This is a genomic window from Candidatus Dependentiae bacterium (genome assembly GCA_035445995.1).
GTDB lineage: Bacteria > Babelota > Babeliae > Babelales > Vermiphilaceae > DAOMRS01.
In genome coordinates this window covers 828,332-842,399 of the sequence record DAOMRS010000001.1, presented here as the reverse complement: position 1 = coordinate 842,399, position 14,068 = coordinate 828,332, and the positions used below count along the sequence as shown (strand labels likewise).

At 36.6% G+C, this 14,068-nt stretch carries 13 protein-coding genes; 12 read left to right on the top strand and 1 reads right to left on the bottom strand.

Annotated features, from left to right (window positions below):
• Positions 1-17: 17 nt before the first annotated feature.
• The 11 genes from PK943_04055 to PK943_04005 all read left to right on the top strand — a co-directional run bounded on the left by PK943_04055 (position 18) and on the right by PK943_04005 (position 12,407).
• Positions 18-1,202, top strand: coding sequence for a hypothetical protein (locus PK943_04055; GenBank protein ID HRN78388.1), 1,185 nt, complete (start codon positions 18-20; stop codon positions 1,200-1,202).
• A 53-nt stretch (positions 1,203-1,255) separates the two neighbouring features.
• Positions 1,256-2,521: a GIY-YIG nuclease family protein gene (locus PK943_04050; GenBank protein HRN78387.1), complete on the top strand. Its 1,266-nt coding sequence runs from the start codon at positions 1,256-1,258 to the stop codon at positions 2,519-2,521.
• 9 nt (positions 2,522-2,530) lie between these two features.
• On the top strand, positions 2,531-5,110 hold the full coding sequence (locus PK943_04045; GenBank protein ID HRN78386.1) for an AAA family ATPase: 2,580 nt from the start codon (positions 2,531-2,533) through the stop codon (positions 5,108-5,110).
• A 148-nt stretch (positions 5,111-5,258) separates the two neighbouring features.
• Entirely contained in the window at positions 5,259-6,446 is a 1,188-nt protein-coding gene (locus PK943_04040; protein HRN78385.1) for a leucine-rich repeat protein, read from the top strand.
• A gap of 95 nt (positions 6,447-6,541) precedes the next feature.
• Positions 6,542-8,047, top strand: coding sequence for a leucine-rich repeat protein (locus PK943_04035; GenBank protein ID HRN78384.1), 1,506 nt, complete (start codon positions 6,542-6,544; stop codon positions 8,045-8,047).
• 88 nt (positions 8,048-8,135) lie between these two features.
• Positions 8,136-9,137 (top strand): hypothetical protein, encoded by a 1,002-nt coding sequence (locus PK943_04030; GenBank protein ID HRN78383.1) that lies wholly within the window; start codon positions 8,136-8,138, stop codon positions 9,135-9,137.
• Positions 9,137-9,889, top strand: coding sequence for a triose-phosphate isomerase (locus PK943_04025; protein ID HRN78382.1), 753 nt, complete (start codon positions 9,137-9,139; stop codon positions 9,887-9,889). The genes PK943_04030 and PK943_04025 overlap by 1 nt, the downstream gene beginning before the upstream one ends.
• Before the next feature lie 34 nt (positions 9,890-9,923).
• Positions 9,924-10,223 carry a preprotein translocase subunit SecG gene (gene secG / locus PK943_04020; GenBank protein HRN78381.1) on the top strand — a complete coding sequence of 100 codons (300 nt, stop codon included), beginning with the start codon at positions 9,924-9,926 and terminating at the stop codon, positions 10,221-10,223.
• A gap of 47 nt (positions 10,224-10,270) precedes the next feature.
• The gene (locus tag PK943_04015) at positions 10,271-11,056 is read left to right on the top strand and encodes an ABC transporter permease (protein ID HRN78380.1); all 786 of its coding nucleotides are present in this window, start codon (positions 10,271-10,273) and stop codon (positions 11,054-11,056) included.
• Between the two features lie 4 nt (positions 11,057-11,060).
• Complete coding sequence (locus PK943_04010) at positions 11,061-11,837, top strand: ATP-binding cassette domain-containing protein (GenBank protein HRN78379.1); 777 nt, start codon at positions 11,061-11,063, stop codon at positions 11,835-11,837.
• A 75-nt stretch (positions 11,838-11,912) separates the two neighbouring features.
• On the top strand, positions 11,913-12,407 hold the full coding sequence (locus PK943_04005; protein HRN78378.1) for a hypothetical protein: 495 nt from the start codon (positions 11,913-11,915) through the stop codon (positions 12,405-12,407).
• Here PK943_04005 and dcd read toward each other — a convergent pair.
• Positions 12,404-12,919 carry a dCTP deaminase gene (gene dcd, locus PK943_04000; protein HRN78377.1) on the bottom strand — a complete coding sequence of 172 codons (516 nt, stop codon included), beginning with the start codon at positions 12,917-12,919 and terminating at the stop codon, positions 12,404-12,406. The two genes, PK943_04005 and dcd, sit on opposite strands and share 4 nt — an antisense overlap.
• 101 nt (positions 12,920-13,020) lie before the next feature.
• Between dcd and PK943_03995 the strand changes: the two genes are divergently transcribed.
• Positions 13,021-14,034, top strand: a complete 1,014-nt coding sequence (locus PK943_03995) for a MoxR family ATPase (protein ID HRN78376.1) — start codon at positions 13,021-13,023, stop codon at positions 14,032-14,034.
• The last annotated feature ends 34 nt before the right edge of the window (positions 14,035-14,068 follow it).

The window sequence follows — 14,068 nt, the reverse complement described above, 5'->3', positions numbered from 1 at the left end:
TATTTTTTTTTAATCACATGAAAATAACACCAATAATTATTTTAAGTACATTGCTTATACACGTTCACACTACTCAAACTTCATACTTCAAATCATTATTTGCAATTACGGTATGTAGCGTAAGTATTGTTGGCATATACACTTTATTCAAACCACGTACGCCCGAACCGTTTATACCTTCAAAAGATAACTTGAACGTGTACACCTTTGGACCGGCTCAATCAATCGATCACACGCATGATATACAAACTTCTATAGGTATTAATGATCTTGTTGATACTATCGTGCAGAATAAAAAATCTGAGCATGTACAATTGGTAGTAACCGATGACCAACAAAAGCCACAAAAAATTGTGTCAGTGGATCGCGGCATCAAGCCATATCCCGACCATAAAGTAATTTTTATTTCATCACGCGGATACGCCAAACGTAATGTACCATTGACTGATGATTATTTAGAGTTAATAAAAAATGGTGGCTGCGCAATTGCAGCGCATGCATTCATTAAAGATAATATTATTCACGATGCACCATGTATTACATTTGATTATCCAGATACGCGTGATTATTTTAATTTTGGACAAGACCTTGATGTTGCTTGCTTGAAAACCGTATGGAATGAAGTTACCAAGTTACATCCTCATGCAGACTTAGTTGGTATCGGTGATTGCCGCGGTGGTAAAGCATTGTTAGAATTTGCAACTGAACAACCAAAAAATCTAAAAGCATTGGTATTATTATCTCCCTTTGTCTCAACAAAAGATATGACTAATCAGCTCGCAAAAAGTTATCTCAATTGGTTACCAAAGTCTGATATATTACTGTACAATTTTTTCGATCGTTATTTCCCCAGCTTTAATACAGCGCGCGATAATTTGTTGGACAAAGCACACTTAATCAGCCCAACATTACCTATATTTATTGGATATCGTAAAAATGATCGGCTAGCATCCTTGCAAAGTATGTATGATCTGATGAGTATTTTACGATCACATGGCAATCAGTATGTGCATTTTGTTGCAGTATCAGATGACCATGCAACCCATAGTCGCATAACCCCTATAGCCAAGCTCCAATGCTCGGTTAATGCCTTCTTGGCTATATATGGATTACCACACAGCCCAGAGCTAGCGCAAGCAGGAATACACCATTTATTCAAGAAAAACAGCTTCAAGCTGACCCTAGCACCCATAGGCAACTAAGCCATTTTTTGCTATACTAGCTATAGATGGAGAGATTTCTTGGGAGTACCCATATGCACACAAAACTTACCAAAACCCTGCCGGCATTACCTGGCGTATATCTATTTAAAAATCAACAAGACACGGTTATCTATATTGGCAAAGCAAAATCCCTTAAAAACCGTGTACACTCCTATTTCCAAGATCACAATAAAGATTGGAAAGTCATAGCCTTGCGAGCAGAATATGCTGACCTAGACTTTATAATCACCAAGAATGAAGATGAGGCTTTATTGCTTGAAGCACAACTTATTCAAGAACACAGACCAAAATTCAATACGCTCTTTAAAGATGGCCAGCCATTCGTATACATAGTATTTACCCAAGGTGACATGCCTACTATCAAGGTAGTACGTAACAAAAAAGAAAAGGGAACTTATTTTGGCCCCTTTTTGCAAAAAATAGACGCACGGCGCGTACATGACTTTTTAATGCATACTTTTCGTCTTAAGCTATGTAATAAAACGCTAGAAAATGGCTGTTTAAATTATCACCTGGGCACATGTCCGGGTAATTGCAAAAATGACTTTGATCGTGATGCATATATGTTTAGATTACAACTTGCACATGATGCACTCAAAAAAAACCACCAAGGATTTTTACATAACCTAAAAACTAAAATAGCTGAACACACACGCAAATTCGAGTTTGAACAAGCAAAGCGTTTAGTCCAATACCTAGATAATATAGACAGTATCTTTAATACACTTGATACAAAATATCACACAGCAAAATACGCTCAGCATATATTCGCCACTACTACACCTACACCATATGCACATATAGATGCAGATGAAACCGCATACGTATTACAAGCCCTACTCGCATTGCCTCATCCAGTACGCACCATTGATTGCTTTGACATTTCACACTTTCAAAGTAAATATATTGTAGGTTCATGCGTGCGCTTTACCAATGGCAAACCGGACAAAAACAAATTCCGTCGATTCAAAATTCAAACTCTTGATACACAAAATGATTATGCCGCACTACAAGAGATTGTCGCACGCAGATATAAAGATAGTGATGATATACCTGATCTTATATTGATTGATGGTGGGAAAGGACAACTACATGCTGCACAACAGGCAATACCGTATGGATTTTTTGCAAGCTTGGCAAAGCGCGAAGAAATCTTGTATAGTTCTACCATGAAAGATGGCATACACCTGGATATACAAACAAACATAGGAAAATTATTAATTGCACTACGCGATTATGCACATCATTTTGCTATTAGCTACCATCGCCTAAAAAGGAAAAAATCGATACTGCAATAAGGAGGCATCATGAACGGTCAATTTGCTGAAAAATTAACAAATGCAGCACAAGATGTTATTCAGAACAGTATTTATATCGCACAGCAACATCATAATCCAGTTTTAAAACCTTTGCATATTTTGGCAGCATTGATTGACCATGATCTTATTCAATCATTACTGCATTCATTCAATGTCCCACTCACTGGATTATTCGAACTCACTGAAAAACATATTGAACGATTACCACAAGTATATGGTGGTGAGCTTGGCATTGATGAAACAACTCAAGGGTTTTTCCAGAATTGTAACCAACAAGCACATAATCTAGGTGATCAATACATCAGCCTTGAGCACCTACTACTTGCATGCGTATCCACAACACACCTACCAGAAGAAATACGAACATTTTTTACACAACATCAATTGACTGAAAAAACTATACTCACGTACATGAATACACTCAGACAAGGTCGCTCTGTCGATAGCAAGACAGCTGATACACAATACCAAGCACTTAACAAATACTGTATAGATATCACCAAGCAAGCACAAGATGGCAAACTTGATCCGGTTATTGGTCGTCATGAAGAAATTAGACGGGTTATGCAAATATTGTCTCGTCGCACCAAAAACAATCCCGTACTCATTGGAGAACCGGGTGTGGGTAAAACTGCCATTGTAGAAGGTATTGCACAACGGATTGTTGATCATGATGTTCCGGAAAGTTTAAAAAATAAAAAAATACTATCACTCGATCTTGGGCTACTTATTGCCGGCGCTAAATATCAAGGAGAATTTGAGGACAGACTCAAAAGTGTTCTTAAAGAGATAGAACAAAGTAAAGACAACGTTATTCTATTCATCGATGAGTTACATATGTTGGTTGGCGCAGGATCAACTGGTGGCGGTATGGATGCATCTAACTTGCTCAAACCAGCTCTTGCTCGCGGCACATTACACTGCATTGGCGCCACTACGCTTAAGGAATACAAAAAGTACATAGAAAAAGATGCGGCACTTGAACGCAGGTTTCAACCAGTTGTAGTACAAGAACCATCGGTAGAAGATGCTATTTCTATTTTACGCGGCATAAAAGAACGATTAGAACTACACCATGGTATTCGCATTAAAGATCAAGCGTTAGTTGATGCAGTTGTATTGGCAACAAAAAATATTCCAGACAGATTCTTACCGGATAAAGCAATTGATTTGGTTGATGAAGCAGCTTCTATGGTAAAAATGACTATTGACGCACAACCTGAAGCGCTCGACAGACTTGAGCGCAGCATACGGCAGCTGGAAATAGAAAAAGTTGCTCTTGCCAAAGAAAAAGAAGACCCAACAGCACAAAATCGCCTGAAAGCCCTAGAAAAAGAACTGGCCGATCTGAAAGAACAACATAAAACACTACGTGTGCAGTGGGAAGCTGAAAAAAAACCATTAGAAAAAATCAAAGACATTAAACGCAAAATTGAAGAAGCAACTTATCAGTATCAACTTGCAGAACGTGAATACAATTATGACAAAGCATCAGAAATAAAATATGGCACTATTGAGAAACTCAACAAGCAGCTCGAACAAGAACAAGAAAAGCTCAAAACACTGCGTACAACACTAATTAAGCAACAAGTTGATGAAGATGATATTGCCAAAGTACTGGCACGCTGGACCGGTATTCCAGCAGAAAAACTCAAAGCAACAGAACAACAAAAACTATTAGAATTACCAAACATATTAAAACAACGAGTTATTGGGCAAGATGAAGCAGTCGAAAAAGTTGCACATGCCATTCAACTACATCGTACCGGGCTGACTGACCCGAACAAGCCGATTGGTTCATTTTTATTCTTAGGCCCTACCGGTGTGGGTAAAACTGAAGTTGCCAAAACATTAGCAGACTTTTTATTTAATGATGAAAAAGCCATTATTCGCATAGATATGTCTGAATATATGGAACGTCATGCAGTAGCACGTTTGATTGGTGCTCCTCCCGGGTACGTGGGATATGAAGAAGGTGGCCAGCTGACTGAACAAGTGCGCCGTAAACCATACAGCGTGATATTGTTCGATGAAATTGAAAAAGCACATCCAGAAGTGTTTAATATCTTTTTGCAGATTCTTGATGAAGGGCGTCTGACTGACAGCCAAGGACGCACGGTAAGCTTTAAAAATACCATCATTATTATGACGTCTAATATTGGCTCACACATTATATTAGAAGCACCTAAGTTGACCGAAGAAGTAAAACAAAAAATAGAAAAAATATTGCATCAAACCTTCAGGCCGGAATTCTTGAACCGTATTGATGATATTGTGTTCTTTAATAAACTCAGTCAAAAAGATGTACTTGAAATCGCCCACTTACATATTAATAAACTAATTGCTCGTTTACACGAGCAGGGTCTTTCTCTGCATGTAACAGAAGCGGTTATCAAAGAACTAGCCGAACGTGGTTATGAACCGGAGTTTGGTGCTCGTCCGCTAAAACGGGTCATTCAACGCGATATTGCCGTACCACTATCCCAATTCATGCTTGCCAACCCGGAGGTTAAAGATCTCCAGGCAACCATGAAAGGAAATACTATTGTAGTTGATAAGAAAAAGTAATAACCAGTTTTCATACATTTTTAAGCTCAACCTTACCCTACATAGCTAATTTTCTCCCTCCTTTGCTAACTATTGCTATTTGTAAATGATATCTGCTAAGGTTTGTAGTAAATAGGTATTCTGCAGGTATCATAAAAAGGATGGTTGTATGAAAAGCATGAAAAGGTTACTCGTTATTCTTGGGCTCATAACACTCAGTAGCTCAATCCTGGGCATGCAAAAAGAAACCCACATAACTCTGGTTGGCAAAGACGGCAAACAAATCAATATAGCACGAGAAACTGCGCAAAGAATTCCAACCATTCAGAATATGCTTACACCTGGACTTCAAGAAGCAGAAACCCGTACTATAAAATTCGAATTATTTGATGGAGCTACTTTGCAATCAATTGTAGATATTGTGGAAGAAGTATACACGCAAGCACCAGTGTTAAAATTAGATCCTCTATTCTTTGAACAAACTGATAAACACCCTGCTTACACACCCGCTGATATTCCTGAGCAAGTTAGAAATATAATTACTGCACAGGGGTTGCAAAATAATACAGCATTTATGCAAGCTGCCGACTTCTTAGGTCTTGATTGGGTACAAACAGTCATGCAAGGTGGCAAGAGTATTGCTGATTTGATTGCATACAATCAATCGCCTCCAATATTCGATAATACACTTGATTTAAAAAATAAAAATATAACAAGTATTGTAGGGCTTCATTTGTTGCCTCAGGATATTCGTGATAATTTACAACACCTCTGGCTCCATAATAATCAACTAACTTCTATTCCTGAACATGCCTTTGCTGGCCTTAACAATTTACAAATGCTCGGTCTGAGTAATAATCAACTAACTTCTATTGCTGATAATGCCTTTGCTGGTCTTAACAATTTACAACAGCTCAGTTTGACTAGTAATCAACTAACCTCTATTGCTGAACATGCCTTTACTGGTCTTAACAATTTACAACATCTCTGGCTCAGTAGTAATCAACTAACCTCTATTGCTGATAATGTCTTTGCTGGCCTTAACAATTTACAACAACTTAGGCTCGGTAATAATCAGCTAACTTCTATTGCTGCTAATGCCTTTACTGGCCTTAACAATTTACAACAGCTCTGGCTCGGTAATAATCAACTAACCTCTATTCCTGAACATGCCTTTGCTGGCCTTAACAATTTACAACTGCTCAGTCTGAGTAATAATCAACTAACTTCTATTGCTGATAATGTCTTTGCTGGCCTTAATAATTTACAACAACTCAGGCTCAAAGATAATCAGCTCGACCAAGCAACCAAAGATCGTATACGGGAACAATTACCAAATGTAAGAATAACATTCTAGCGACAGAAATTTTTATCCCTCACACATTGTTGACTTATAAGACACGTCTTATATCATAATGACCAGTTATTTTAACTATTCACACCCAGGCCATTATGATTTTCAAGCACATACTAACATGCTGTATATTAATTACATGTATTACATTCTTAATACAATCCATGGAACCTGAAAACACACTTTTTCATCAGGCTGAAAAAATAACATTTTTATGTAAAGACAATGTGGAAGTTGACATTGATCGATCTACTGCGCAACTTATGCCTCTCATACAGGATATTATTGATTCCTCAATACCAACCAATCTTATTCCAGTACAACAATTCAAAGCTCATACAGTAAAACTGCTCATTAATATAATCAAACATGTATATACACAAGCACCTATCTTAAAATACGATCCCCATTTTTTTGAAAAGACTGATACGCATCCAGCATTTACCCTTGCAGATATTCCATATCAATTAAAGCAAGCTATTAATGAAAAATATCATCCCATTTTTGCTCTTGGTACAACAAATGAACATATGGATAATACCATACAATCTATTTTTGCTGCTATCAGCTACTTTTTTTACTTAAGTGATCGAGTAATTACAAATCCTTGTGTAGGAGATAAGAGCATTGCTGATATTGGTGCATGCTCTGATCAGGCATTATTTAATGAAACAAGTACATGTAAACAGCTAGATATTCATCATATAAAAAGTATAGCTGGCATTCATTTATTACCCTCTGAAATCACAGCATTACGTTTAAAATCAAATTATATCACTACAATATATCCGTATGCTTTTACACATTTTAAAAACTTAATCAAACTTAACTTAAGTAACAATCAATTAACTTTCTTACGCAGTAACACCTTTGCAGGATTACATGCATTAGGATTTTTAGATTTGAGTGAAAATAGAACATTAATTATTGATGATAATGCATTTGCAGGACTTACTGCACTGGAAAAACTTTATCTTCAACATAATTACTTAAAAGATGTACCAACACTTACTTGCCTACACAGTCTCCAACATCTTGACTTGAAACAAAATCACATCAAAAGACTCAAAAAACATGCGTTTTCTGGGTTATCAAATCTTCTATCTTTGAATATATGCTATAATCGAATTACCTCCCTGCATAAACACGCTCTTAGAAGTTTAAATTCTCTGGAAGGTCTATATCTTAACAGCAATAGAATACCTCGCATTCCTGACAATTTATGCCGATATTTAAGCAATTTAAGAAGTTTTAATTTAAGATCTAACCGCATAGAATTTTTATCAAAAAAAAGTCTGAGAGGGTTGTGTCAAGCTGATTATATCGACATATCATCTAATAACATAGAAATTATAGCTGATCATGCATTTCAAGATTTATCACAAGTAAAGACTCTTTATCTGGAATCCAACAGAATTACCACTATTACAAAGAATACGCTTGTAGGCTTGAGCAAGCTTAATTATTTATTTTTAAGTGAAAATAACATAACCAAAATTGAAGATAGCGCACTTGTTGATCTACCAAATTTAAAACACCTTTTTTATGGCAATGATGGCGATAACAAGTCTCCCTTCAAAGAAACAAACAATAAAAATACATAAGCATATTACTTTTTTTAAGTTGACTTGCAAAGCAATCCTTATATCATAATGACCAACATACTTTAAACCATTAAAAAAGGGAGTAATTATGGTATCTAAGCACATATACTTACTAAGTATATTGATATTCAGTTCATTCATCACTAGCTTTGCAGATAGCCCACTTTCGCAAGAATTGCATATAGGATCTCAATATCTACCGGTCGTTCTAGTTGCTGGTATTAATTCTGATTATACCGATATGCAGCCAACCGAAGAATTAATTAGAAAACATATGCCAGGAGTATACGTAAAAAACGTTAACCTTGGACTGGGCAGGTTAACCTCTTTCTGGAATATGTATGACCAAGCAAAACTACTTGCACAAACATTGTATGAAGATTATAACTTACGCAATGGATGCAATATTATTGCACACTCACAAGGTGGTTTGACTGCACGTTATTTTATCCAAAGATTCAATTATCCACGCGTGTACAATCTAATTACCTGGGGCACCCCGCATCGCGGTGTTTGTGGCACACCAAGCACTATTGACGATAAATATATATGGCTTAATTTTATGGAATCATATGCTTCATATGTACTCTATTTATCAACATTTCAACAATGTGTAAGTTTTGCAGGCTATTGGAATGACCCAATTCATTACCGCGACTATTTAACAAAATGCTGTTTTTTGCCATATCTAAATAATGAAATTGAACATGAATATACATCTGTTTTTAAAGAAAACTTATTAAAGCTCGATAACTTTGTGATGGTTAACTCAACTCAAGAAGAAATTGTAGAGCCGGCCATTTCTTGCCACTTTGGTTTTTATATACGTGGATCTATGTCTGAGACAGAATCCCTGCTCACATCAGATCTTTATAATAATGATGCACTTGGTTTAAAAACATTATATGAAAGTGGACGCCTACACTTTAAAGAAACCAATTGCCCACATTTCTGTTACCAAGAACATGAAGAAAACTTTATAAAAAACACCCTGCCATTTTTAACACAAAGTACATATAATAACCAAGCAACTACTAGAGCTATCATACATGACAAAGAAATTATAACAGAAGACATAATCGAGGCATAATGGCACAACAGTTTACCTATATAGCGAATTGGAAAATGCAAAAATCATTCCACGATGCCGTGGATTTTTGCATAACACACAAAACTCAATTGCAAGAACTCGCACAAGAAGCTGCTCTAATTTTATGTCCTACGTTTCCTGCTTTGTTTCCCACCGCACAACACATGCATGATACAGGGGTATATATAGGTGCACAAAATTGTTCTCAACATCAACATGGTGCATTTACCGGACAGGTAGATGCACTTTCTTTATTTCAAGCAGGATGCACATATTGTTTAGTAGGGCACAGCGAACAGAGAAATTTATTTGGTGAAAGTAATGAAGTTGTAGCAGATAAAATGCTACGTGTGCTTGAAAACAATATGACCCCCATTATATGCATAGGAGAAACTCAGGAACAGTTCCATCATAAAGAAACATATCATATACTCGAAGCACAATTGGAGTCGGCACTGCAAAAGCTTATCGCGTATCAAAATAGTACGTTCTTAATCGCCTACGAGCCGATATGGTCAATTGGAACCGGAATTGTCCCTCAGATAGATTATTTGAACAACCTGTTTTCATGGCTAAATCAACACATAAAAACCTACGCTCCTACAAACCCTATACTCCTATTATATGGTGGCAGCGTAACAGACATGAACATTCGTGATTTAAAGCAAATACCTTATGTTGATGGCTTTTTAATTGGGGGTGCAAGCCTTGATTTCAAAAAATTGCAAAATATAGTAAAATATACATACTAAAAACTTAGAAATTATAATCTATACGGAGCTCATCATGCTATATGGTTTACTTATTACTGTTTATACGTTTATTTGCTTTCTTCTCGTCTTGATTATTCTCATTCAAAAAAGTAAAGGCAGTATGGGTTTAGGCGCTTTTGGTGGCGGAACTCAAATGTTATTCGGTGGCTCAGGCGGACAAGATATTTTCCAAAAAATTACGTGGGGACTTGGTGCAATTTTTCTGGCCGGATCACTCGTGCTTTCACTCATGAAATCAAATCAAAGCAGAGACATGCAAATTAGAAAAAGCTATACACCGGTACAACAAATGCCATTTTTTCCAGAAGAATAAAATCTAACCACTCGTCATCACAGGATGACCGATAAAGAGAGAGTAGTGTGGTTCGAGTTACATATATTCTAGATTATATAGGTCAAGTAACCATAGCAGCATGCGAGCATGTGGGATTTTTTACGCTCTTTCTTGTACGTGCAATCAAAACACTATTTACAACCAAGCTCAAACTTCACAAAGTATTTACCCAAATGAACCGCATTGGTGTGGAATCATTCAATATTGTTGCCCTTACGGGCGGATTTACCGGCATGGTATTTGCACTACAAAGTTATATTGGATTCCAACGTGTGGGCGGTGAGCAATTTATTGGTGCAGTAGTAGCGCTTGGATTAATTCGTGAACTCGGTCCCGTGCTGACTGGGCTTATGATTACCGGACGCGCCGGATCGGCAATTACTGCAGAAATAGGCACTATGCGTATTACCGAACAAATTGATGCATTGCGAACACTCCGTATCAACACATTCCAATACTTAGTAGTTCCACGTATTTTGGCAAGCACCTTGATTGTGCCATGCTTGACTATCTTTGCAATGATTTTTGGTATCGTGGGTGGTTACATAATTTGTGTATACGTACTACAGCTAAGCCCAGAAGACTACAAAAGTAGCATACAAAATTTTGTTGAACTGAGTGATGTACGTGGCGGCCTCATTAAATCATCAGTATTTGGATTTATTCTTGCTTGGATAGGTACCTATAAAGGTTATTACACAAGCGGTGGTGCTCGTGGTGTTGGGATTGCAACTACACAAAGCGTAGTACTGAGTTCAATTTTAATTTTAGTTTCTAATTATTTCTTGACCAAAATGTTAGAGCAAATGTGACCATATGGAAACGGTAATAAAAATTGAAAATCTTAGAAAAAAATTAGGTGATCGCTATATTACTGATGGCGTCAATCTTGACATTCCTGCAGGTCAAATGACCGTAATCATCGGACGATCCGGTGAAGGTAAATCAATTTTGCTCAAACAGGTGATTGGCCTAATCCGTCCAACATCCGGTAAAGTTATTGTTGAAGGTACTGACATTACGCAGTTGTCTGAAGTTGAGTTAAATAGAGTATTCAAAAAAGTAGGCTATGTGTTCCAATTTGCAGCACTACTTGATTCACTCAACATATTTGAAAACATCGGTATTACATTATTAGAGTCCGGCATGCCGGAATATAACGTGTTGCCCATTGTCAAAGAAAAACTCAGGCTCGTACACTTAAAAGAAGAAAACCTATACAAATATCCATCAGAACTATCCGGAGGTATGCGCAAACGCGCTGGATTGGCACGTACATTGGTAACCAATCCAAGTATTATCTTATATGATGAACCGACTACTGGTCTTGATCCCATTACCACACGCGTAATCCATGAGTTAATGTATGATATGCAACAACGACTCAAACTAACTTCTGTCGTTATTTCACACGATATTGAAATTTTCAAATACGCAGATAATGTTGCATTATTGTATGAAGGTAAGATAAAATATTTCGGTGATGCCAAAACTATTTGGGAATCGGATAACCCATACATTTATCAATTTATTCGCGGCTTATCAGAAGGCCCCATGCAAACTGATTTTAATCATTTTAAAGATAGATATTAATTTTTATATCTACGCAGCCTTCATCCTTTCTTTAAAAACAGTAAAATATAGACATTAACCATAATGGGAAACAATGTGCGCATATTAGCAATTGTTATTTTTTGTACACAACTCTCATGTGCCATGACAAAAGATATTTCATCATCTTTGTTAACCGAGCAAGAACTCGCTGCATACCTTGAAAAAGAATTATTATTTATAAAATGTCTTCAAACTGCATCTTCTTCTGAAGACCTACAATCAATTCTATTGTTCTTTGAACAATATACCTCTTTTGTTCAATGGCGCGCATATGATTTTATACGCATTGTAGAGCAAAATCCTTACCTGATTAACCAAACTACTATTGTATCCATATTGATTATTTATAACCAACAATTCATTAGTCAAATGCCAGCAACTATACATGAAAAACCATTACCATTGGCTAAGCGCCATACCATTGCTAAAATACAAACTAAGGAGCTTGTAAAAAAATCAAAGAAAAAAGTTTCCTTTGATGAAAAAATCACTACATGGTTTAATGATCTTGGTCAAAATATTGCCGGATTATTTAAAAAGAATGATTAGAATTCTTTATACAGCAAACTTGGTTGTATTCCACGGTTGTTTTGATATTTATCACTTTGATAGTTTACAAATTCACCTTCGATGGTGTGGTAAAATATTTGGCAAATTTCTACACCGGCATAAATACGTATTGGCTGAACACAAAATATTTCTAATGTCCAATAGCCACGGAACCCAACATCGCCAAATCCCGCAGTAATATGAATAAATAATCCAAGACGTCCGATAGAAGAACGACCCTCTATCATAGGGACTAATCTATCTGTTTTGGTATATTCAATCGTACGACCTAAATACAATCTACCAGGCTCAAGTAATAATCCTTCTGCAGGAATAACCAAAGACTTAACTTTGTGTTCTTTTTTCAGATCAAGGACTGGCTCATCATACACAAGTAATTCATCATATAAACGTAAGTTATAGCTATTGGGACCCACTTGTTTATCGTTAAATGGCTCAATAATAATATCAGTGTTTAATCTTTTTTTTATTTCTTTTCCAGATAAAATCATAAAAATCTCCTTAGTATACTGAATGTGTCGCATTTGTAAGATTACCACAATATTGCTACAATTGAGATAATATTTTTGTGTTACACAAAAGGTATATAATTATGAATAATTTAACAGCAACTACAACCCCAGCTCTTACGCCTACACCTGAGGTTATTGAGCAGATTAAAGATGCAAGCGAACGATTTCAAGGCTTAAGCATCGAAGTAAGCAAGGTCATTGTTGGACAACGTGAAATTGTTTCTTTTATTTTGAATGCTATTTTGTGCGATGGCCATATTCTCCTTGAAGGTGTGCCGGGTGTTGCAAAAACAACTATGATCAAAGCAATCACGAATGCACTTGGTCAGACATTCAACCGAATTCAATTTACACCAGATTTGTTACCAGCAGATCTAATTGGTTCATTAATTTACAATCCGCGCACACAAGAATTTGAAACAAAAAAAGGCCCTATCTTTGCCAACTTAGTACTTGCAGACGAAATTAATCGTGCACCATCCAAAGTGCAAGCGGCACTGCTTGAAGCTATGCAAGAGCGACAAGTCACTATTGGATCAAATACCTATCTTCTTGATAAACCATTTTTGGTATTTGCTACACAAAATCCTATTGAACAAGAAGGTACATATAGTTTGCCGGAAGCACAGGTAGATCGCTTTTTATTTAAACTTATTGTCGGCTATCCTACACTGCAAGATGAGCGAGAAATTTTGAAACGTTCACTTGATGTACATACTATTTTGCCAATTTTGCAAAAAGAACACGTTTTTGAAGCACAAAAACTAGTACGTTCCATTTATCTAGATGAAAAAATCGTGGATTATATTGTTTCTATCATTTTTGCAACACGCGATCCAAATGCATACGGGCTGAAAGATATTGCATCATATATTAACTATGGCGTGTCACCACGTGCTACACTTGCATTGCACATTGCGGCAAAAGCACATGCTTTTTTGAAAAAGCGTCATTTTGTGACGCCTGATGATGTAAAGGCTATTGCGCCGGCAGTATTGCGACATCGCTTACTCCTTACTTACCAAGCAGAAGCAGATCATATAACCACTGACCATATCATCAAGCAAATACTTGGTACAATACCATCACCATAGTGCTCTTATCAACGAACATTATGGTTCGGTGATC

Bases quoted from the DNA above. Each gene is read 5' to 3' on its own strand.
- PK943_04010 (HRN78379.1), top strand. From the start codon at position 11,061: ATGGAAACGGTAATAAAAATTGAAAATCTTAGAAAAAAATTAGGTGAT.
- PK943_04040 (HRN78385.1), top strand. From the start codon at position 5,259: ATGAAAAGCATGAAAAGGTTACTCGTTATTCTTGGGCTCATAACACTC.
- PK943_04025 (HRN78382.1), top strand. From the start codon at position 9,137: ATGGCACAACAGTTTACCTATATAGCGAATTGGAAAATGCAAAAATCA.
- secG (HRN78381.1), top strand. From the start codon at position 9,924: ATGCTATATGGTTTACTTATTACTGTTTATACGTTTATTTGCTTTCTT.
- dcd (HRN78377.1), bottom strand. From the start codon at position 12,919: ATGATTTTATCTGGAAAAGAAATAAAAAAAAGATTAAACACTGATATT.
- PK943_03995 (HRN78376.1), top strand. From the start codon at position 13,021: ATGAATAATTTAACAGCAACTACAACCCCAGCTCTTACGCCTACACCT.
- PK943_04055 (HRN78388.1), top strand. From the start codon at position 18: ATGAAAATAACACCAATAATTATTTTAAGTACATTGCTTATACACGTT.
- PK943_04045 (HRN78386.1), top strand. From the start codon at position 2,531: ATGAACGGTCAATTTGCTGAAAAATTAACAAATGCAGCACAAGATGTT.
- PK943_04050 (HRN78387.1), top strand. From the start codon at position 1,256: ATGCACACAAAACTTACCAAAACCCTGCCGGCATTACCTGGCGTATAT.
- PK943_04035 (HRN78384.1), top strand. From the start codon at position 6,542: ATGATTTTCAAGCACATACTAACATGCTGTATATTAATTACATGTATT.
- PK943_04030 (HRN78383.1), top strand. From the start codon at position 8,136: ATGGTATCTAAGCACATATACTTACTAAGTATATTGATATTCAGTTCA.